Below are 20,970 nucleotides of genomic sequence, written 5' to 3' on the forward strand. Positions count from 1 at the left end.
CGCGCTCGCGCGTCCGTTTATGCCGTGGCTTCGGCAAGGACATGCAGCCAGTCATCGACGAAACGCTCGATGTTGAAGCGCTCGAGCGCGACGCGACGGGCCCCGGCGCCGAGCCGCGCCGCTTCGTCGGGCGCTTCGATCAGGTGCCGCATCGCCTCGACGAGACGCTGCGGATCGGTGTCGAGGAAGCCGGATTCGCCGTTGCGGATCACGGTCACGAGTTCGGTGGTCGCGAGCCCGACGACCGGCAGGCCGATCATCATCGCCTCGATCGCGGCCAGCCCGAGGCTCGTCCAACGCACCGGGTGGAAGTAGAAGCGGTAATGCGACAGAAATTGAGGCAGCTCCGGGTTCGGAATCTCGCCGAGCCCGCCGCTGCATTCGGACGCCATGCCGACGAGGTCGAGCGGAACCTGCGCCCGTGCCATCGCGAAGACGTCCGCGCCGAGGCGCCGGCCGCGGCGCGCGATATGGTTCACCACCGCGATGCCGCGCGGCAGCCCGCCTTCGTAGCGCACGTGCGGCGGCACGATCACGCCGTGGTCGATGACGCGCGTCGGCGTGCGGCCGTTGTCCCACATCAGCGCATTGAACGGCGTGACATGCACCAGCAGCGTCGCCGGGTCGTCCACCGGGTGGCGCGTGTTCGTCGGATGCACCTGCGGCGTGTCGTGTTCGAGGTAGATGCGCGGCAGGCGCCGCTGCGCCGCGGACAGCACGCGGTACTGGTCGTCTTCGTAGTGGCTGCGCGACTGGAACAGAATGCAGTCGAACTCGGTCGCCGCAACCTGTTCGAGCGGCAGTTCGACGACGTTGTCGCCCCATGGCAGCGCGCCGGCACGCCCCGCATAGCCGGGCGAGCGCGCCGCATCGACGGGAATGTAGAACGTGTGCGGCACTTGGCTCAGGTAGTAGAGGTAGTTGCCATGCACATGCCACGTGAAGATGCGCAGCGGGGCGGACGATCGCATGAGGTTTTTTCCGCGTGCAGTCAGAAGAGGTCGTGTTCGCCGGCGCTGATCGCCGGCAGCGGGACGGAAGACTGTTCGGCGCCCAACTCCAGCAGTTCGCGTGCGGCTTCGGCAACGCGTTGCGGGTCGAGCAGCCGCAGGCAGTTGTGGTGCCCCTGCGGGCACACGCTGCGGTAGCAGAAGCGGCAGGGCACATCCTCGTAGAGCACGCGATGCGCGACTTTCCACGGCGCGTGCTGCGGGTTCGTCAGCGCATAGATGTCGACGACCGGCGTGCCGACCGCGGCGGCGAGATGCACCGGGCCGGTGTTGTTCGCGATCAGCACCGCGGCCGAATCGATGACCGCCGCGAGTTCGCCGAGCTGGAGCCGGCCGGCGAGCGACGGCAGGCAACTGCCGGCGAGCGAACGGATCGTATCGACCAGCGCTCGTTCGGATTTATCTCCGGTGAAGAGGATCTGGAACGCCTGGCCGCCGCCCGCGAAGCCGAGCACGCGCTTCACGACTGCGGCGAAATGCTCTTCCGGATAGCGGCGCGACGGCGCCGACGCGCCGGGGTGGATGACGACGTACGGCCGCTCGGGGTCGATGCCCTCGCCGCGCAGCAGCGCGCGTGCATGGATCTTGTCCTCGTCGCGCAGCCGGAAGGACAGGCGGCGGTCATTGCAGCTCGCGCCGACCGCGGCGACGAGGTCGAGCTGGCGGCGCACCTCGTGGCGCAACAGTTCCTGCGGCTCCGGGTCCTCGATCCAGTCGGTCAGGAGCTGATACGGGTTCTCGCGGCAGTGCGCGAGCCGCAGCGGAATGCCGGCGAGCCAGCACAACATCGCCGCAGGCAGCGCGCTCTGGCTATAGACGGTGAAGATCACGGCCGCATCGAAGCGCCGCTCGCGCAGCCGCTGCACGGCGTCGATGAGCTCGCCCGGCGGGCTGTCGGTGCCCGGCATCCACGGCGCGCTGGACATGACGATGGCGTCGTCGACTTCCGGCACGAACGGCACTGCGGCCGCTCCCGACGCGGACGTTAGCAGCGTGATGTGCCGGCCCGGCACGGATTCGCGCAACGCCCGGATCGCTGGGGTGGTCATCAGCACGTCGCCGAGGTTGTCGAGCCGCACCACGAGGATGCGCCGTGCCTCTTTCCAGCGCGCGGCGCGGGTCAGCGCGTCCATTCCGGCTCGTCCGTCTGCCACACCGTGAATCCGCTCTCGGGTTCCGTCGCGATGCGATGGGACGCTTCGGCCGGCGTCCAGTCGAGGATGCCGTCCACCGCTTCGACGAGGCTCGAGGCGACGAGGTCGGGCTCGCGCATCGGTCCGCGGCGCCATTCCGTTTCCGACCCGACCGCGAGCAGCACGGTGCGACAGCCGGCCCGTCGCCCGGCTTCGATGTCGTCGAGGATGTCGCCGATCAGCCACGAGCGCTGCAGGTCGAGGCGGTGGTCCTCCGCGGCCTGCAGCAGCAGGCCGGGTTCGGGCTTGCGGCATTCGCACCGGCTGGCGAAGCGGGTGTCGGTGCCCTGCGGATGGTGGGGGCAGTGGTAGATCGCGTCGAGCACGACCCCGTACGGCGACAGCAGCGCGGCGATCGCGGCCCACACCGCTTCGAGGGCATCGGGCTCGAACAGGCCGAGCGCCACGCCCGGCTGGTTCGTCACGAGGATGAGGCGGTAGCCGTGGCGCTGGAGCCGGGCGAGGGCTTCGCCTGCGCCTTCGCACAAACGTACTTTGGTCGGATCGACGTTGTACGGCACGTCGTCGATCAGCGTGCCGTCCTTGTCGATGAAAACCGCAGCATTCAGGGCCACGATGTCTCCCCCATCGGCAGCACGGTGATCTCCGGCACGACGCTGTCCGGCGGCATCTGCAGCACCTGCACGACTGCCGCTGCGACCGTCGCGGGTTCCTGCAGCGTCGCCAGGTCGATGTCCGGAAAGCGGTCGAGCAGGAAAGGCGTGCGCATGCCGCCGGCGATGACCGCGGTGACCTTGATGCCGAGCGGGCGCAACTCGGCGTGCAGCGCGTGCGAGAAGCCGAGCAGGCCCCATTTGCTGGCGTGATACACCGAGGCGTTCGGCCACGCGCGCTTGGCCGCGGTCGAGGTGATGTTGATGATGTGGCCGCTGCCGAGCGGGCGCATCTGTTCGAGCACGCGCTTGCAGAACAGGAATGGTCCGCGCAGGTTCGTCGCCATCACGTGGTCCCACTGCGCCACTTCGAGCTCATCGAGCGGCAGCGTGTAGTCGACGCCGGCGTTGTTGATGAGGATGTCGATCGCGCCGAAGCGCTCGCGTCCGGCGTCGAGGCAATCCGCCACCTGTTGCTCGTCGCCGACGTCGACGGCGCAATGCATCGTCTGGTACCCCTTGTCGGTCAGCGCCAGCGCGGCCTGCTCGGCGAGATCGGCCCGCACGTCCGCGATGATGACGCGCGCCCCGCCCGCGCCCAGAGCCTCGCACAGGGCCTTGCCGAGCCCGCGTCCGCCACCGGTGACGAGAGCGGTCCTGCCCTCGAGGGGAGTGTGCTGGAGAGTCATAAGCCGATCGTCCTTTCAGTGATTTGGAACGCGGGAGCGGGTTGCACGGCGCGGTAGACGGTCTCGAGCGCGCTCGTCACGCGCTGCCATGTGAAGCCGCTGCGCACCCGCCGCATGCCGGCGCGACCGAACATCCGCCCGAGCGACGGTTCGCGCTGCAGGCGGGCGAGACGCGCGGCGAGCGCCTGCGGGTCGTTCGGCGGCACGAGAAACCCCGTGACCCCGTCGACCACCGTGTGCTTGATGCCGCCGACCTTCGCGCCGATCACCGGGCAGCCGCAGGCCATCGCTTCGAGCGGCGTGATGCCGAACGGCTCGTACCATGGCGTCGTGACGAACACATCGACGCCGCAATAGAAGTCGCGAAGTGCCGCGCGGGGGCGCCGCCCGGTGAAGATCACGCGTTCGGCCACGCCCTCGGCCTCGGCGATGTCCGCGAGGCGGCCGATTTCGGGCGTCAGCGCAGGATCGGGCTGGTCCGACTCGCCGCCGACGACCAGCAGCGTCGCCTCGATCCCGTGCTGCCGCCGCAATTCGGCGATGCCGCGGATGACGTTGTCGATGCCTTTGCGGGGCACCACGCGGCCCAGCTGCAGGACCACGAACTGGTCGTCGGCGATCCCGAACTCCTTGCGCAGCGGACGCCTTCCGGGCCCCAGTTCGGTAGTATCGACGCCGCATGGCACGACCGCGACCCGCTCGGGTGGCGCGTCGTAGAGGTCGACGAGATCGCAGCGATCCTGCGGGCATTCGGCAATGATGCGGTCCGCCGAGGCGACCAGCAGCTCCTCGATGTCCGTTCGCGACGCCGGAAATCCGTCCGCGCTGCCCTGATGCAGGCGACGCACTTTTCCGAGCGCATGGAACGTGATGACGAACGGCGTGCCGTATTCCTCGCGCATCCTCAGCGCGGCGATGCCGGACATGAAGAAGTTCGCATGGACGACGTCGTACGGCCGCCGCCCGGCGCAGCAGGCGATGACGCTTTCGCTGAATTCCTCCATGTGCGGCAGCAGCGCCTCCTTCGCGATGAAGCACGGCGGCCCGGCCGGGACCGGGATCACCCGCACGTTCTGGCCGAAGCGCACGACAGGCGGCAGGTCGGGACTGTCCCGCCGCGTGTAGACATCCACGCTGTGCCCCGCGCGTCCGAGTTCGCGGGCGACGTAGGCGACGTAGACATTCTGGCCGCCGCTGTCGACGCTCCCGAGGGTCGCGAGGGGAGAGGCGTGTTCGCTGATGAGTGCAATTTTCATGTTGTCGCCGCCTATGCTGTCGTACGGGGTGCTGCACCCGCATCGGCAAGCTCTGTGCCCGGACGGAATAGGGGACATCGGCGATCCGGCCCGCGCCGGGCGATGTAAGTTCGCATGGACTGCGGAGAAGGAGTTACAGCGGCCGCGGATCCGACGGCGCCTTGTCAGGTTCGCCACCGTCCTGCCGGAGCACGGTGATCGTGCCATTGCTTTCCATGAACGCGGCACGCACTTCCGCCAGATCCTCGATGCCGTGTTCGCGCAGCTTCGAGCGCAGCTCCTCTTCGCTCATGAATTCGCGCCGCAGGTTGCGGTGCAGGATCTGCCCTTCTCGCACCAGCCGCAGCGTCGGCGGCTGCAGCAGGCGGCGCAGGCGCTCGGAGCGGAACGCGAGGTAATCGAAGATGACGTTCCACGCGACGATCGTGGCGACCAGTATCAGCCCGTCGGTGATCGAGCGGTATTCACCCGCCATCGCGTTCTGCGCCGCGTCGGCGATGAGCACCAGCAGCAGCACGTCGGCGACCCCGACGGCCCCAATGTCGCGCTGCAGGATCGTGCGGAACATCGCCAAGATCGCCCAATAGACGATCGTGCCGCGAATGATGAGCTCGAGCGGCGAAACCGTCAGCGCAAACATTTCGTTCCAGTCGATCGTCATGATGGTCTCCCGCGAACCGGCGACGAGGCTTCCCGCGGCCGTCGCCGTTTCACGCTCCACTGCAATCAGCTTTCCCGGCGAGGGTGCTGGCACGCGCATCAGCTCGACGGCAATTGACTGAAAAAATTACAACTTCCCACAATGGGCGGACGTCGAGAGGACTAGTATCAAGCTAGCGTCGTGCCCTGGAGGAGAAATGTCCAACGTACTGCTGGTCGATGACGACCCCGAATCCTTGGGCTGGCTCACCGAGTTCATCAAGAGCGAAGGCTACACCGTGGCCACCGCCGATTCGCTGCGCGCCGCGCGCATCCATCTCACCCGCTCGACTCCCGATGTCGTGCTCACCGACCTGATGCTTCCCGACGGGTTGGGGATCGAACTCCTCGACGAGCTCGAATCGCGCGACACGACGGAAGTCGTCCTCATCACCGGGCACGCGAGCGTCGAGACCGCGATCGACGCGCTACGTTCGGGCGCCACCGACTACCTCGTCAAGCCGGTCGATATCGAGCGCCTGCGCGGCATCCTGCAGCGGATCCCGAAAGCGGAACATTTCCGCCAGGAAATCGGCGAGCTGCGCAACGAACTGCGCAAGCTCGGGCGCTTCGGTCACATCCTCGGCAGCTCCCCGCCGATGAACCGCCTGTACGACCAGCTTTCGCGAGTCGCGCCGACTTCGGCCTCGGTGCTGCTGATCGGCGAGAGCGGCACCGGCAAGGAAGTGGTCGCGCAGAGCATCCATGAGCTGAGCCGGCGCAAGCGCCACCCGTTCCTGCCGCTCAACTGCGGTGCCGTCTCGCCGCAGCTCGTCGAGAGCGAGCTGTTCGGGCACGAGAAAGGCAGCTTCACCGGGGCCGATCGCCAGCACCACGGCTTTTTCGAACGGGCCAACCGCGGCACGCTGTTCCTCGACGAAGTCACCGAGATGCGCCCGGAGATGCAGGTCAAGCTGCTGCGCGTGCTCGAGACCGGCACGTTCATGCGGGTCGGCACGAACGAATCGATCTCGACCGACGTGCGGCTGATCGCCGCGACGAACCGCTCGCCCGAAAAAGCGGTCGCCGAGGGCCGCATGCGCGAAGACCTCTACCATCGCCTCAACGTGTTCCCGATCTACCTGCCGCCGCTGCGTGAACGCAGCACCGACATCGAACTGCTTGCGGAACATTTCCTTGCCGAACTCAACGAGCAGGAACAGACGAACAAGCGATTTTCGCCCGCGGCGATCGCCGCGCTGTATGCGCACAGTTGGCCGGGCAACGTACGCGAGCTGAAGAACTACGTCCATCGCGCCTTCATCCTCGCCGACGAGGTCATCGAGCCGGATCACGCGCCGGAGAACTCCCTGCAGAAATCGAACAGTTCCGTGATCACGATCCGCGTCGGCACGCCGCTTGACGAAGTCAACCGGCGGGTCATGGAGGCCACGCTGATGGAATGCGGCAACGTCAAGCGCAAGGCGGCCGAGATGCTCGGCATCAGCCTGAAGACGCTGTACAACCGCCTGGCCGTCTATAACGCCGGCAAGGAGGACCTCTATGACGAAGAGGATGCCGAGGAGTTCGCGGGCGGGCCGGGCGAAGACGAGAGCCGTTCTTCGGCCAACGGAGTTCAGTGACGCCGCAGCAGCGAAACACGCTGCTTCGATGTAAGTCTTACCAGCTGGCGTAAGTCTTACTGGACATCCGCATTGCATTTCCTGCGGTGCAACGCGTTTTCCCCCTGCATGAAATGTGCTTGCAGGAAGAACACGCTAACTTCCGCAAAGGTGTGCCAATGAGCAAGGAAAGCAGGCGCGACCCGGCCAAGCCCGGGCAGGCGGAGCCATCCAACCCCCGTTATCCGGTCCCCGACGCCGAAGACACGAACATCGCCCGTCCTCCGGTGGCCGACGAAATGCCGTTGCCGCACGAAAGGGACGAGTCGCCCGACCGCCCCGAGCCGGAGGGGAAGCTCCCGCGCAAAGTGATCGAACAGGCGGCTCGCGATATTCGCCGCGGCCTGCGCGACACGACCGGGCGCGGCATCCCGTCGGATGTCCCGGGTCCGGGCGTGCCACCCGAACGCTCGCCGGGGGCCGACGTGCCGCCCGAGACGTCGGAGGCGACGAACCGCGACCCGCGCGAGGACGAGCGCCGGCGCTGACCGTCATTTCCCCAGGCACGCGGTTTGCCTCTCGGGAGTACGCCAGCGGCTTTGCCTCGGCAACGGGCTTTCGGCAGATCACTCAAAGGAGAACCCAGAATGGAAAACACGACAACGGGTATGCAAGGCACGATGGCCGGGAGTGGCGAGAAGGGAGCGGAGAAAATAGAGCGCTTCTCGAGCACCGCGCACGAGGCGGTCGATCGTGTTACCGGAGCTGCCGCCTCGACGCTGCGGCATGCCGGGGAAAAAGGGCAGGAATGGATGGCGACGCAGGAGCAGATGCTGGAAGGCGCCCGCGAATGCGTGAGGCGCCATCCGGTCGCATCGGTGATGATCGCGGTCGGAGTGGGGATGTTGTTCAGCCGCTTCACGTCGCACTGATCGCCCGCGAGCGGGAGTCGATGATGGCGGCGGGAACGTACGAAACAGGGCCGGCAGACCCTTCGCTACCGGGCCTGTTGCGACGTGTCAAGAGTCTGGCTAAAGCGTACGCATCGTTGGTCGTCGTCGACGCTCGTCACGCGGTGCACCAAATCATCGAGGTGTTGTGCGTCGCGATCGTGGCGGCAGTGCTGGTCGTCACCGCGTGGCTCGCATTTGTCGTCGCGGTCGCCGGCTGGCTGCTCGCAGATGGCGTTTCGTGGCCCGGCGTGTTGGCATGCGCGGGGCTGATCAACGTCGTCGCAGCAGCGCTCGCAGGGACGTGGCTGTGGCGCCAGCTCAAGCACAATCCGCCGCTCGCGGCGACCTTGCGGCAGGTCGAGGGTGAGCCGCCCCGCGGAGACATACCATGAACACACGTGGAAAGTCCCTCACGGAAGTCGAAGCCCGTGTCGCGCTCGAGCGTCGATTGCTCGACGCTCAGTTCGACGCGTGGCGCGGGCATGTGCGCAGCGAAATCGCATCCCCACGTGGGCTGGGGGCGGCGCTGATGATGGGGTTTGTCGTCGGCAACGTGATGCGGCGACGTCCTCGCCGCCAGGAGGCAGGAGCGCCAGTGCGCAAGGGCTTTCTCGCCGTGGCAACCGGCCTGGCGCTGTCGGCGTTGCGCTGGCGCTATGGCAACCCTTGGGGAGCGGTCCCGCACCTGGTCGGGTGGGTGCAGCAGCGAGGGGCAGGTGGAACGGCGTCGCCAAGGGTAACTGTCAGCCCTCCGCCCCCTTGGCCGGCGTCGGGCATGTCTGCAAACGGTAAACGGTAATTATCTGCAAAAAAGAACACCGCCTCCGGATCACGGTCATAAGATGCGTGAGCCGGACGGCCGTTTCGTCCCCTTTCGGCGGCCTCTGCAGGCGCTGCTGCCTGCAAGTGCGGACTGAAAGGGGCAGGGCCGTCTCCGCGTGGCGCAAGGCCGGAGACCATGCCGATGACGATGCGAGTGGGTGACACGGTGTTCCTTCCACCAGCCGCCGACCGGGGCCCGAGCCTCTGGGGCATGCGGTTCCAGCAGGTGTCCGCGTACGCGAGCCCTGCCGTTGTGGTGCTGGCGCTCATCGGCGCAGTGGGATGGTTTGTCGGAATGCCCGCTCTGGGAACGCTCGGAGCGGATTTCGTGCCGTTCATGCCGACCAGCATCGTCAAGCTCCTGTTCGTCGCCTTCGCGCTGCGCGAGCTCGATCGTGCGCCCGCTGCGCGCGCATGTTTCACTGTTCCGCTGGCCGCCCTTGCCGTTGCGTTGATGTCGGTGATGGCCCTGACGCTTGGGCCGGACCCGATCGGCATGGTCTTGTCGCCGCTCTTGCCGCCGGCCGATCTCGGCTCGATTTATTCCCCTTCCGGGCCGGCCGTCGGCACCGCCACCACCTATTTCCTCCTTGCCGCAGCCCTGGCGCTCGCGCCGATGGACGACTCTCGCCTGGTCGCGATCTCGCGGCTTCTTGCCGTGGCCGTCGGGGGCGTCGCGCTGGTTGCGGTGGTCGGGCTGACTTTTCACCTCGTCCGCCTCAATCTCGCGATTCCTTCAGTCGGCATCGCGCTGCCGGTGGCGCTGGCGCTGCTGATCACGAGCTTCAGTTTGCTGTTGAGGAATCCGCCGCCACGCTTCATGCAGCTGCTCGAACACGATTCGCCCGGCGCGGTGATTTTCCGCCGCTTGCTGCCGGTCGCGGTCGCCGTGCCGCTCTTGGCCGGCTGGCTGCAGGCACTGGGCCAGCGCTTCGGATGGTTCGGCGTGATCGAGAGCGAAGGAGTCGTGGCGGTCGCGATGATCGTCGCATCCACGGTCCTGATCCTGTGGACCGCCGCCCGGCTCGACGAGATGAATACCGACCGTTCGATCGCCGAGATCCGCGCCAACACGCAGCAGCAGTGGCTGGAGGTCACGCTGGCGACGATCGAGGACGCGGTCATCACCGTCAATAACGAGATGCGTGTCGGGTTCCTCAACCCGGCGGCCGAGACCTTGCTCGACGTCAAGGCCGGCGACGCGATCGGCCGTGATCTGCAGGAGCTGGTCGTGCTCGTCGACGAAGCGACCGATCAGCCGATGGGGTCGCCGTTCGAGAGGGCGTTTGCCGAGCTGCGCCAAGTGACGATCAGCGGCGAACCGGCGCTGCGCCTGCGCGACGGAAGCGTGCGCGCGGTCGAGGCGACGGCGACACCGATCCGCGACTGGAAAGGCGGGATCAGCGGTGGCGTGCTGGTGCTGCGCGACGCCCGTGCTCACCGCGCGCGCGAACATGCGGACCGGCAGGCCTACGCCGCCCTCGACCGGCGCGTCGGCGACCGCACGCGGGCGCTGGAACGGACGATGTCGGTGCTGCGCGAAAGCACGACGCTGCTGCGCACGATCGCTGCGAGCACTCCGGAGCTGATCGTCGCGAAAAGCCGGGAGGGGCGCATCATGATGGTCAATCCGGCCGCGCTGCAGGCGATGGGGCTGAGCCGGGCGCAGGTTGTCGGCCACAAGGAAGAGAGCCTTTTCGGCGACTCCGAGGAAATGCGGCGCATCCTCGAGAACGACCGCCGCGTCATCGAGACGCGCCGGCCCATCGTCGTCGAGGAGACGCGCACGACACGCGCCGGCACACGCACTTTCCTCGTGACGAAGTCGCCGCTGCGCGACTCGCAGGGGCACGTTTTCGGCCTCGTCGGTGTGTCCAAGGACATCACCGAGCGCAAGCGCGCGCAGCGCGAGCTCGAACAGCTGCTCGTCGCCGAACACCGGCTGCGCGGCGAGGCTGAACGCGCCAACCGTGCGAAGGACGAGTTCCTTGCGATCGTTTCGCACGAGCTGCGTTCACCGCTGAACGCGCTCAAAGGCTGGAGCCAGGTGCTCACCGCGTCGAACAACCTCGAACCCGCCACGGTGCTGCGCGCGGCGGAGGCGATCAAGCGCAACATCAATCACCAGGCGCGGCTGATCGATGACCTTCTCGATACTTCGCGGATCATCAGCGGCAAGCTCGAACTGAACAACCGCCGCGTGAATCTCGTCGATATCGTCCATGCGGCGATCGACCTTTCGTGGGATACGGCGAAGGCGAAACGGATCGAGCTGCGGGTCCATACCGATCGCCCGACGATGACCATCAACGGCGATCACGACCGCCTGCAGCAGATCGTCATCAACTTGCTTGCGAACGCGCTGAAGTTCACGCCGGAAGAGGGCTGGGTCGAAGTACGCCTGACCCAGGGTGAGACGTCGGTGATCCTGTCGGTGGCGGATTCCGGCGTCGGCATCGAGGCCGACTTCCTGCCACACGTGTTCGACCGCTTCAGCCAGGCCGACACTTCGATGACGCGTCGCCATCAGGGCCTCGGCATCGGGCTTGCGCTGGTACGCAACCTCGTCGAACTTCACGGCGGCAGCGTGCGGGTCGAGAGTGGCGGCGCGGGCTGTGGGTCGGTATTCACGGTCGAGCTGCCCGGCGCGCTGGAGGACGCCGTGCCGGGCGAATCGCTCGAGGCGCGGGAAGGCCGCCCGCAGCGCACTGCGCTCGAAGGTGTCGAAGCGCTGGTGGTCGACGACGAGGCGGACGCGCGCGAAGTGATGACGATGATCCTGTCGCAAGCCGGTGCGCGCGTGCGCACTTTCAGTTCCGGCGCGGAGCTGCTCGCGGAGCTCGCCCGGCCCGATGCGATCAGTCTGCCGGCGATTCTGCTGCTCGACATCGCGATGCCCGGTGACAGCGGCTTCAGCGTTCTGCAGCGCGTGCGCGAACTCGCTTCGCTGCCGTTCATCCCGGCCGTCGCGGTGACCGCCCTGAGCCGCCTCGACCGGACGCGCTTCGAACTCGCCGGCTTCCAGGATTGCGTCGGCAAACCGATCGAGGCGCGGATCCTGATCGAAACGATCGCCACGACGCTCGACGTCGCGGATCGCGAGGCGCAACGCCCACAAGCATCGGCCGCATGACGTCGGCCGCGTGATACTCGCCGTGCGGGCTGCGCGCCGCTATTGACCTGGCAGCCAATTACCGTTCGGGCTGAGCTCTTCGGCTTGGCTCGGACCGGCTTGTCGAAGCCTTGGCAGCGCCCTGCGACAAGCTCAGGGCGAACGGTTGTCGATTGCCGCCTTATAACTACATCCTCCTGTAATCGTTGCAACGCTTTGCCCTGCCGAGAAGGACCGATCGGCCCATCGCGGCAGCCCGCGTGCAGGGCACGGCGTTTGCCACTCTCCACAGAAGAGGGAGCAGGGTCGCCGGTGCAAGGCGTCCCTCGGGCAGCTCCCCAACCGGGCAAGAGGAGCACGATGATGAAACGACATCGTTCGCAGCCAACGCCGCAGCACGACGAACAGCTCCGCCGCGAACAAGAAGGCGGGCGTGGCATGCCGGGGCCGGGTTATGGCAGACCCCCAGATGTGTATGGACAGCGTCAGGGCAGCGGCTCGCGCCAGCCGGAACAACTGCAGGGCAGCCAGCGCAGTTTCGACGAGGGCGGTTCAGCAGGGGGCTACGGCTCGGTGCGCGAAGGCTCGTTCGGCGGGCGCACTAGCCACGAATACGGACGGTCCGGCGAGGACCCTAACCTTCAGGAATGGCGCCGGGGCAACCCCGGGGGCAGCTTCGAAGGAGGCGGGTACGGCGGCAACCGGCCGTACCACGGGAGTTCCGGGGACATGGAGTACGGACCCTTGGATCCCGGCATGGGGCAGTTTCAGCAGGGCGGGGTGCGCGGCGGCTTTGGGGCTGGCGACTACGGTTCATCGCAAGGCCAGTGGACCCAGGACCAGGAAATTCCCCGTGTCGGTAGCCCGTCGTACAGCCGCACCCCGCAATACCGCGGCATGCCGCTGTGGAGCGACGTCGGGCGCCGCCGCCAGGGGCCGAAAGGCTATTCGCGCTCCGACGAGCGCCTGCACGAAGTCGTCTGCGAGCGCCTCATGCAGGAGCAGTCGGTCGACGTCAGCGAGGTCTCGGTGAATGTTTCGGATGGCTGCATCACGCTGGAAGGAACTGTTCCCGAGCGCTACATGAAGCACGTCATCGAAAACGTCGCCGACAGCTGCTGGGGCGTCAAGGACATCGAAAACCACCTGCGCATCCGCGCTCCGGAGCCTCCGCCCGAAGCGCAGACGTTCGCCAGCTCCGAGGCGTCGTCGAACAGGAGGGCGCAGGAAACCGGAGCTTCGTCCGGGCGATCGGTATCCGGGCAGTCGGAACCGGGCGATTCGGGCGGACGGGGAAGCTCCTCCGGCGAGTCGTAAGGACAAAGCAGGGAGTGAGCAGGGCCGGCCGGGCGCCCTCCGCGAAGTCCGGTCGTCTTCATCGTGGAACCTTCATCGAAAAGGAGTAATGACATGGCAAGCATCAATCCTCCCGGGACCCCCAGCACTCAGCAGGCCGGCATCGTCGGCTCGGGAATCGAAGACTCCAGCGGACCCGGCCCCGAAGTCATGGCGGCAAGCACCCTGGAAGGTGATGACGTCGTCAATCGCGCCGGCGAAGACCTGGGCAACATCAAGGAGATCATGATCGACGTGCAGAGCGGGCGCGTTGCATACGCAGTGTTGTCGACGGGCGGATTCCTCGGCCTCGGCCGCAAGCTCTTTGCAATCCCGTGGGGCGCCCTGACGCTCGACACGGACCGCAAGTGCTTCATCCTCGACGTGGACGCCGAACGGCTCAGGAACGCCCCGGGGTTCGACAAGGACCACTGGCCGACCATGGCCGACCCGACATGGGCAAGTGAAATACACGCCTATTACGGCCAGCGGAACTACTGGCAGTCCCCGAGTCCTTGATCTGCAGCATGAAAGCCAGGGCCGGCGGCGGAATTTCGCCCCGGCCCTTTTTTTGCCGAACGATCGGCCTCCCGCGATGCGGGGCGCCACTCAGGGGACCGTCGCCCCGATGAGAGCTTCCTCGCCGCCCTCGACGCGCGGCTTCGTCCTGCGCCTGCTGTCGGCAGCGGTGCTCCGCTATCCGCAACGCACTGCCGTGGCGCTCGGCTTGGTCGTCCTCGCGAAACTCGCCGTGGTCGCCGTGCCGCTGGCGCTGAAAGCGATCATCGACAACCTCGGCGCCGCCCCGGTCGCCGTCCTCCCGGTTTTCCTGCTGCTCGGCTACGCGCTGCTGCGCTTTCTCGGCACGTTCTTCAGCGAAGTGCGCGACGTGGTGTTCGTGCTCGTCACACAGAAGACGGTGTCGGGATTTCTCCTCGACGTATTCCAGCACCTGCATCGCCTCAGCTCGCGTTTCCATGCCCAGCGCCGCATGGGCGGCGTCACGCGCGACGTCGAGCGCGGTACGGCGGGCATCGGTTTTTTGCTGGGCGTCGGGCTGTTCACGATCCTGCCGACGATGGTCGAAATCATCGCAGTGATCGTGATCATGACGCTCAACTACAGCGACTGGTTCACCGGCGTCATCCTCGCGACCTTCCTCGTGTATTCGAGCTTCACGGTGCTGTTCACCGAGCGCCGCGCAATCTACCAGCGCGCGCTCAATGAACTCGATTCCAGCGCCAACGGGCGGCTCGTCGACAGCCTGCTGAACCACGAGACCGTCAAGTACTACACCAACGAGCGCTACGAGCACCGGCGCTTCGGCACCATCCTCGACGACTGGGTGGACGTCGGCGTCAAGAACCAGAAGGCGTTGTCGATGCTGCACATCGGCCAGAGCGCGATCATCGCGGTCGGCGTCGCCATCGTGATGCTGCTCGCGGCGCAGAACGTCGTGCAGGGCACGATGACAGTCGGTGACTTGGTGCTGGTCAACGCCTACGTGATCCAGATCTGCCTGCCGCTGAACTCGCTCGGTTTCGTCTTTCGCCAGACCCGCGATGCGGCGGTCAACGCCGAGAAGATGCTGCGCCTGCTCGAACAGAAGCCCGAGATCGGGGAGGTGGCGCAGGCCGCGGACCTCGCGGTTTCGCGCGGCGAGGTGCGCTTCGAGCACGTCGACTTCGGCTACGAGTCGAACCGGCAGATCTTGCGGGACGTCAGCTTCACGATTTCGCCCGGCGGCACGGTGGCCGTCGTCGGCGGCAGCGGTTCGGGCAAATCGACGCTGGCGCGGCTGCTGTTCCGCTTCTACGAAGTCGGCAGCGGGCGCATCCTGATCGACGGCGCCGATATCCGCGAAGTCTCGCTGCACAGCCTGCGCGCCGCGCTCGGCATCGTGCCGCAGGACACGATCCTGTTCAACGACACCGTCGCGTACAACATCGCCTACGGGCGTCCCGGCGCGTCGCTCGCCGAAGTGATCGACGCGGCCAAGGCCGCCCACGTGCACGACTTCATCTCGGCGTTGCCGAACCAATACGACACCGAAGTCGGCGAACGCGGCGTGATGCTGTCGGGCGGCGAAAAGCAGCGCATCGCGATCGCGCGCGCGATCCTCAAGAATCCGCCGATCCTGGTGTTCGACGAAGCGACGTCGGCGCTCGACACGCGCTCCGAGCGGGCGATCCAGGACGAGCTCGACCGGCTGGCGAAGACACGCACGACGCTGATCATCGCGCACCGCCTGTCGACGGTCGTCGATGCGGACGAGGTCCTCGTGCTCGAACACGGTCGCGTCGTCGAGCGCGGCTCGCACGACCATCTGCTGCGCCAGGGCGGGATCTACGCGCAGCTGTGGCAGCTGCAGCGCCAGCAGCAGGAAGTCGAGCGCGCCGAACGGGGCCTCGCGACGCAGCAGATCAACCTCGTCGCGCTGCTCGCCGGCGTCGTCGATGGCCTTCGCGCCACGATCGACGCGCGCGGCATCGGCTTCTACAGCACGATCACCGCCGATCCGGTGCGCATCACCGGCGATCCGGGGCTGCTGCAGCAGGTGATGTGGGCGCTGGCCGAGAACGCGATCGCCTCCACGCCGCCGGGAGGGCGCGCCGAGTGGCGCATCGAGCGCGTCGGCGAGCGCCTGCGCGTGAGCTTCATCCATGCCGGGAAGACGGCCGACGCGGAGCCGCCGCCCGCTGCCGGAGTACCGCCGCTCGACCTGACGGCCATCCGCGCGATCGTCGAGCAGCACCACGGCACGATCGAGCTGCGGCGCGACCCGGACGGGGACGTGCGGGCGATCGTCGAGTTTCCGCTGCGGGGGGCGCCAGCGATCGGCGCCGTTGCCGCGGAGGGCGGCACCGAGCCTGTCGCGGGCACTCCGGCGCTCGCGGCGCCGTCGATTTCAGGAATCAACGTGCTGGTCGTCGATGACAACGCCGAAATACGGGCGCAGCTCGAGGAGATGCTGAACCGGCACGGGGCGTTGTCGCGTTCCAACCCGTCCGGCACAGCGGCCCTCCAGTGGCTGTTCGCACTGCCGCGTTCCCGATGGCCGGACATCCTGGTCTGCGACGTCGCGCTCGGCGACGAGGACGGCTACGAGGTGATCCGGCAGCTGCGCCGCTTCGAGGTCGAGCACGGGTTCGGCCTCGCCGACCGTCTGCCCGCGATTGCGCTGAGCGCCTATCGCGGTGATCACCGCATGCGCGCGATGCTCGCCGGGTTCCAGGTGTGCATCGCCAAGCCGGTCGACGCCGACGAGCTCGTCGCCGTAATCGCGAACCTTGCCGGACGGCGTGCTGATTCTCCTTCGCCTGCGCCACCGGCCCTCGAACCGCCGCCATGACCTCAACTTGGCGGTCCCAGCGCTTCCCCGAACCCCACCCCGGAGCAGCCCGACATGACGACACTGAATGAAGATGCACCTGCCTACCCCGGCACCGGCAGCCACTACCTCACGCCTGCCGCGGCCCGCCGCGCGATCGCGCTGACGGCGCCGATGATCGAGCACGCGATGCGCGACCGCAGCGTCGTCGGCAGCGGCTTTCTCCACGTCGTTGTCATGGACCCGTGCCGGCCGCCCGGCGCCACGTCGTTCGAGGAGGCGATCCTGCACGAGCACACGTTCGGCGACCGCACCGCATGGGACGCCGATTACGCCGCGTTCGCACGCGCGAAGGCGCGGCTGAGCTGGATCACCGGCAGGGACGGCCGGGTCCTGCAGCAGCAGTTCCCACACCTGCTGCGCACCGGCGACACGCTGCTCGCGGGCGGGGTGTGTCTGGATGGCATCGTCGTCGCCGCGAGCGGCGCGTTTCCGTGGTACGACGAGGTGTTCGCCGGGACCGTCGCGCTGTGCTTGCGGGCGCTGGCGCGGGAAGCGCGCGAGGCGGAGCGCGACACCCTGAAGCTGGCGCCACGCGCACCCGAGGCGGAACCGCCGTCGCTGTTGCGGCCACGTTGAGGATCCGATCGGTGGCGGAGGACGCCAGGCACCCCAATTGCTCTTCCATGCGTGCCACGTGCATGCGGGCTGCACTCGTTCCCCGCGCCCCGCATCCGCCGGGCCACGGAGGCAGTCTTGGATACGATCCTCGCCGAACTCAGTGCCGGGCTGGGCGGGTTCCAGGAACTCGCAAGGCCCGTGCTGCGCCTCATGGTTGCGCTGCTGTGCGGCGCCGTCATCGGCATGCAGCGCGAACGCGCAGGAAAGGCCGCAGGATTGCGCACCCATATTCTCGTCGCATCCGGTTCGACGCTGTTCGTCATCGCCGCGGTGGAAGGGGGCATGGACAGTTCCGGCCTATCGCGCGTCATTCAGGGGCTGATCACCGGCATCGGTTTCCTCGGCGCGGGCGCGATCCTGAAGCGCGAAAGGGAAAACAACATCCGCGGGCTGACGACCGCTGCGGGGATATGGATGACGTCTGCAATCGGTGTGACGATCGGAACGGGGCGTTTCGGTGTTGCGATTGCCGCGACCGTGATCACGTGGGTCGTGCTTTCGGTGCTGCGCCAGATCGAAATCTGGACCGACACCGAAGGCAACGACCGTCCCTGACCCCCTTGCATCCGCCGGGGTGTAGCAACGCGGTGGAACCCCGCGGCCGGGCCCGCGTCGTATCAACACGCCCTTCATGATGTTCGACAAGGAGATTTCGATGGCCAGCACAGAACGGGAACCCGCATGCACCGATCCTTCGGTGCATAAGCCGAAGGATTCGCATGTCGAGGATCTGATCGACGAATCGAGCGAAGAGAGCTTTCCGGCAAGCGACCCGCCGGCCGTGTCCCCCAAGCGCGACCCCGTCGCGCCGAAGACCGGCGAAACCTCCGAACGGGGCGACAAGGCGAAGAACGAAGGCACATAACCCCGTGAAGGCCGTGACCCGACAGGGGATGCGGCCAGAGGGCCCCTATGCCGAGTGACACAAGCGGGGCCCGCGGCGAACTCGCCCGCGCTCCTCGCGGATGCCGACCGTCGATCGAAGCGTTTTCCGGAACGGCCCGCCACAATCAAATCAGGGCCCGGGCGGAAGATGGTCGGCTCCTCGGTCCTCCGCAGGCCCATGGGCAGAGATCAGGTTGTGGGCGGAGTTGATCAGCGCGATGTGGGAGAAGGCCTGCGGAAAGTTGCCCAGTTGTCGCTTCAGCCGGGGGTGGTATTCCTCGGACAGAAGGCCAAGATCGTTGCGCAGCGCAAGCAGCTGCTCGAACAAAGCGAGCGCGTCATCGCGACGGCCGAGCATTAGGTAGGCATCGACGAGCCAGAAGGTGCAGGCGAGAAACGCACCCTCGTCGCCCTCCAGCCCATCGGGCGTCTCGTTCGAGCGGTAGCGCAGCACCAGACCATCCACCCGCAATTCCCGCTCGATCGCCTCCACAGTGCTCGCGAAACGGGGATCCGCGGCGGGCAGGAACCCGACCTGGGCCATCAGCAGCAACGAGGCATCGAGTGCGCTGCCGCCGTAGTACTGCACGAAACTGCGCTTGGCCTCGTTCCAACCGTGGCGGCAGATATCGTCGTGAATCTGTTCGCGTATCGCACGCCAGCGCCCGATCGGCCCTTCGAGCCCGAAGCCTTCCACGGCCTTGACGGCACGGTCGAACGCCACCCAGCACATCAGCCGCGAGTGCGTGAAGTGGCGCTTGCCCCCGCGCACCTCCCAGATCCCCTCGTCGGGCTGGTTCCAGTCCTCCTCCAGCTGGCGCAGGATGGTTTTTTGCAGGCGCCAAGCGTGCTCGCTCGCACCAGCCGCACCAGATCGATGTAGTGCTCGTCGTCGGTGAAGGGCATGAAGTCGATCAGCGTGACCCGGCCTTCGTCGGTTTCGAAGGTGGTCTCGAGAATCGCGGTGTTGGGGCGGTAGCGGCGGGTGACTTTCCGCACCGGGGCGGTCGGCGCGATCTGCTATGAGCCGTTGTCCTCGTCGCCGAGCACGAGGGCGAAGCAGGCGTCGCTGTCGAAGCGGGGCAGGCAAAGCCAGTCGATCGAGCCGTCCCGCGCCACCAGCGCGCCGGTAAAGGTGTTGCCGATGAAACCGTAGTCTTCGATGGGCTTGCTCATGGCTCAGCCGTTGCCGCGAAACGAGGGATAAAGGCTCATGCCGCCATCGACGAAGAGCGTGGTTCCGACGACGTAGTCGGAAAGGTCGGACGCGAGCCACAGCACCGCCTCGGCGATGTCCTCGGGTGCGCCTATGCGGCCGTAGGGGATGAGCTTCAGGAGCTCTCCGTGCGCGTCGTCGTTCTCCCATATGGAGCGGTTGATCGGCGTGCGGATGGCGCCGGGCGCCACCGCGTTGACGCGGATGCGATGGCAGGAGAGCTCTTGCGCGAGCGACTGCATGAGCAGCATCACCCCGCCTTTGGCGGCCGCGTAGTTGGCCTCGAAGGCCCAGGGGATGAGCTGGTGCACCGAGCTCATGCAGATGATCTTGCCCAGCGCGCAGGAGCGCTCGGGCTGCATGCCCCGGCGCAGGAACTCGCGCACCGCCTCGCGCGCGCACAGGAACTGGCCGGTGAGGTTGACGTCGATGACCTGCCGCCACTGCTCGAGGCTCATCTCCTGAAAGGGCGCGCGGCGCTGCATGCCGGCGTTGTTGACCAGGATGTGTACCGTGCCGAAGCGCTGGACCGCGTCGGCGAACATCGCCTGCACCTCTGATTCGTGGCTGACATCGGCCGGGAAGGCCAGGGCCCGGCCGCCGTCGTGCTCGATCGCGGTAACCACGTCGGCCGCCGCGCTGGCGCTGCGCGGCAGATGATTGACCACCACGGTCGCCCCCGCTTGGCCGAGCGCAAGCGCGCACGCGCGCCCGATCCCGGAGTTCGCGCCGGTGACGATGGCGACTTGGCCGGCAAGCCCAAGATCGGGAGCGTGCATGAGTTCGGCAGGTCTCGGCATGGCGTGGGCGATTCAGTGTTCACCAAGCATGGCTCGCTGTGACTAGCGTTTGTACTGAAAGCGGCTGATGTCGCTGGTGCGGCGGTTCGCGGCAAAACGCGGATCCGGCCTAACGCTTCGTAAGGCGTCCGGGTGGGTCTGCTATTTGCCGCGCAACGGCTGCAACGCGCCAGTCCAAGCCACCAGCTGGTCCAGCATCGCATTAACAGACTTCTCGTGATGCGCAGCAGGCTTGAAGGTGCTGAAGTTTTCGAAGTCGGTGAAGAGCGAGAACATCACTTGGTTACGGACTGTGGCCACCTGAACTTCGGCCATGACCAGCCGCAGGTGCTCGACCGCCCGGGCGCCACCCGCACTGCCGTAGCTGACGAAGGCAGCGGCCTTGTTGTTCCATTCCTTGTACAGGTAGTCGATGGCGTTCTTCAGAGCCGCTGACGTGCCGTGGTTGTACTCTGGAGTGACGAAGACGAAGCCATCGAAGGAATCGATTTTCGCCGCCCACGCCTTCGTGTGGGGCTGGCTGTACTGTCCCCTCGATGGCGGTACCGGCTCGTCGAGCAGCGGCAAATTGGCCTCCTTGAGATCCACGAGCTCGAACTGGGCATCGGTCCGTCTCGAAGCGATGTCGAATACCCATTTCGCCACCGCCTCGCCATTGCGCCCGGGACGGGTGCTGCCAATAATCACTGCAATCTTGATCATGTTGGTATTCCTTCTGTTGTTCGCCGGTAGAGCAAGCTGCGAGCGGTAAAGTTAAGCTCGACACCGGGCCGATAGCCTAAGCTCTGGCGCTCAACATCACTCGTGCAGCG

At 66.8% G+C, this 20,970-nt stretch carries 22 protein-coding genes; 12 read left to right on the plus strand and 10 right to left on the minus strand.

Features of this window, described 5'->3' with window-relative positions; translation table 11 throughout:
- Positions 1–17 precede the first annotated feature (17 nt).
- From GO608_RS16300 to GO608_RS16325, 6 genes are all read right to left on the minus strand, one after another.
- Positions 18–971, minus strand: a complete 954-nt coding sequence (locus GO608_RS16300; RefSeq protein ID WP_169198656.1) for a glycosyltransferase — start codon at positions 969–971, stop codon at positions 18–20.
- Positions 972–991: 20 nt separating this feature from the next.
- Complete coding sequence (waaF, locus tag GO608_RS16305) at positions 992–2,143, minus strand: lipopolysaccharide heptosyltransferase II (RefSeq protein ID WP_169198657.1); 1,152 nt, start codon at positions 2,141–2,143, stop codon at positions 992–994.
- Positions 2,131–2,778, minus strand: coding sequence for a D-glycero-alpha-D-manno-heptose-1,7-bisphosphate 7-phosphatase (locus tag GO608_RS16310; RefSeq protein WP_169198658.1), 648 nt, complete (start codon positions 2,776–2,778; stop codon positions 2,131–2,133). The genes waaF and GO608_RS16310 overlap by 13 nt, the downstream gene beginning before the upstream one ends.
- On the minus strand, positions 2,769–3,506 hold the full coding sequence (locus tag GO608_RS16315; protein ID WP_169198659.1) for an SDR family oxidoreductase: 738 nt from the start codon (positions 3,504–3,506) through the stop codon (positions 2,769–2,771). The genes GO608_RS16310 and GO608_RS16315 overlap by 10 nt, the downstream gene beginning before the upstream one ends.
- A complete protein-coding gene (locus GO608_RS16320) occupies positions 3,503–4,762 on the minus strand; it encodes a glycosyltransferase (RefSeq protein ID WP_169198660.1) in 1,260 nt (419 codons plus the stop codon). The genes GO608_RS16315 and GO608_RS16320 overlap by 4 nt, the downstream gene beginning before the upstream one ends.
- A gap of 133 nt (positions 4,763–4,895) precedes the next feature.
- Positions 4,896–5,423, minus strand: a complete 528-nt coding sequence (locus GO608_RS16325) for a DUF421 domain-containing protein (protein ID WP_169198661.1) — start codon at positions 5,421–5,423, stop codon at positions 4,896–4,898.
- A 196-nt stretch (positions 5,424–5,619) separates the two neighbouring features.
- Here GO608_RS16325 and GO608_RS16330 point away from each other — a divergent pair, with 196 nt between their 5' ends.
- From GO608_RS16330 to GO608_RS16385, 12 genes are all read left to right on the plus strand, one after another.
- Positions 5,620–7,044: a sigma-54-dependent transcriptional regulator gene (locus GO608_RS16330; protein ID WP_169198662.1), complete on the plus strand. Its 1,425-nt coding sequence runs from the start codon at positions 5,620–5,622 to the stop codon at positions 7,042–7,044.
- 158 nt (positions 7,045–7,202) lie between these two features.
- Positions 7,203–7,571 carry a hypothetical protein gene (locus tag GO608_RS16335; RefSeq protein WP_169198663.1) on the plus strand — a complete coding sequence of 123 codons (369 nt, stop codon included), beginning with the start codon at positions 7,203–7,205 and terminating at the stop codon, positions 7,569–7,571.
- A gap of 99 nt (positions 7,572–7,670) precedes the next feature.
- On the plus strand, positions 7,671–7,955 hold the full coding sequence (locus GO608_RS16340; protein WP_169198664.1) for a hypothetical protein: 285 nt from the start codon (positions 7,671–7,673) through the stop codon (positions 7,953–7,955).
- A gap of 23 nt (positions 7,956–7,978) precedes the next feature.
- Entirely contained in the window at positions 7,979–8,368 is a 390-nt protein-coding gene (locus GO608_RS16345; protein ID WP_169198665.1) for a phage holin family protein, read from the plus strand.
- A complete protein-coding gene (locus tag GO608_RS16350; protein WP_169198666.1) occupies positions 8,365–8,775 on the plus strand; it encodes a hypothetical protein in 411 nt (136 codons plus the stop codon). Before GO608_RS16345 ends, GO608_RS16350 begins: the two co-directional genes overlap by 4 nt.
- A 165-nt stretch (positions 8,776–8,940) precedes the next feature.
- On the plus strand, positions 8,941–11,931 hold the full coding sequence (locus GO608_RS16355; RefSeq protein WP_247003230.1) for a PAS domain-containing hybrid sensor histidine kinase/response regulator: 2,991 nt from the start codon (positions 8,941–8,943) through the stop codon (positions 11,929–11,931).
- Positions 11,932–12,270: 339 nt separating this feature from the next.
- Complete coding sequence (locus GO608_RS16360) at positions 12,271–13,227, plus strand: BON domain-containing protein (protein ID WP_247003233.1); 957 nt, start codon at positions 12,271–12,273, stop codon at positions 13,225–13,227.
- A 93-nt stretch (positions 13,228–13,320) separates the two neighbouring features.
- Complete coding sequence (locus GO608_RS16365; protein ID WP_169198669.1) at positions 13,321–13,764, plus strand: PRC-barrel domain-containing protein; 444 nt, start codon at positions 13,321–13,323, stop codon at positions 13,762–13,764.
- 109 nt (positions 13,765–13,873) lie between these two features.
- Positions 13,874–16,597 carry an ABC transporter transmembrane domain-containing protein gene (locus GO608_RS16370; RefSeq protein WP_169198670.1) on the plus strand — a complete coding sequence of 908 codons (2,724 nt, stop codon included), beginning with the start codon at positions 13,874–13,876 and terminating at the stop codon, positions 16,595–16,597.
- Positions 16,598–16,651: 54 nt separating this feature from the next.
- Positions 16,652–17,215: a hypothetical protein gene (locus tag GO608_RS16375; RefSeq protein WP_169198671.1), complete on the plus strand. Its 564-nt coding sequence runs from the start codon at positions 16,652–16,654 to the stop codon at positions 17,213–17,215.
- A gap of 117 nt (positions 17,216–17,332) precedes the next feature.
- Complete coding sequence (locus GO608_RS16380; RefSeq protein ID WP_211159393.1) at positions 17,333–17,812, plus strand: MgtC/SapB family protein; 480 nt, start codon at positions 17,333–17,335, stop codon at positions 17,810–17,812.
- Positions 17,813–17,912: 100 nt separating this feature from the next.
- Positions 17,913–18,122 (plus strand): hypothetical protein, encoded by a 210-nt coding sequence (locus GO608_RS16385; RefSeq protein WP_169198672.1) that lies wholly within the window; start codon positions 17,913–17,915, stop codon positions 18,120–18,122.
- Positions 18,123–18,272: 150 nt separating this feature from the next.
- Here the strand turns inward: GO608_RS16385 and GO608_RS16390 are convergent, their stop codons facing one another.
- The 4 genes from GO608_RS16390 to GO608_RS16405 form a co-directional block, all read right to left on the minus strand.
- Positions 18,273–19,232 (minus strand): glycoside hydrolase family 15 protein, encoded by a 960-nt coding sequence (locus tag GO608_RS16390; RefSeq protein WP_211159394.1) that lies wholly within the window; start codon positions 19,230–19,232, stop codon positions 18,273–18,275.
- On the minus strand, positions 19,163–19,318 hold the full coding sequence (locus GO608_RS16395; protein WP_211159395.1) for a trehalase-like domain-containing protein: 156 nt from the start codon (positions 19,316–19,318) through the stop codon (positions 19,163–19,165). The genes GO608_RS16390 and GO608_RS16395 overlap by 70 nt, the downstream gene beginning before the upstream one ends.
- 3 nt (positions 19,319–19,321) lie before the next feature.
- Positions 19,322–20,137 carry an SDR family oxidoreductase gene (locus GO608_RS16400; RefSeq protein WP_211159396.1) on the minus strand — a complete coding sequence of 272 codons (816 nt, stop codon included), beginning with the start codon at positions 20,135–20,137 and terminating at the stop codon, positions 19,322–19,324.
- 162 nt (positions 20,138–20,299) lie between these two features.
- Positions 20,300–20,860, minus strand: coding sequence for an NADPH-dependent FMN reductase (locus tag GO608_RS16405; protein ID WP_169198674.1), 561 nt, complete (start codon positions 20,858–20,860; stop codon positions 20,300–20,302).
- Between the last annotated feature and the right edge of the window lie 110 nt (positions 20,861–20,970).

The sequence above is a fragment of the Aromatoleum buckelii genome, assembly GCF_012910785.2.
Lineage (GTDB): Bacteria > Pseudomonadota > Gammaproteobacteria > Burkholderiales > Rhodocyclaceae > Aromatoleum > Aromatoleum buckelii.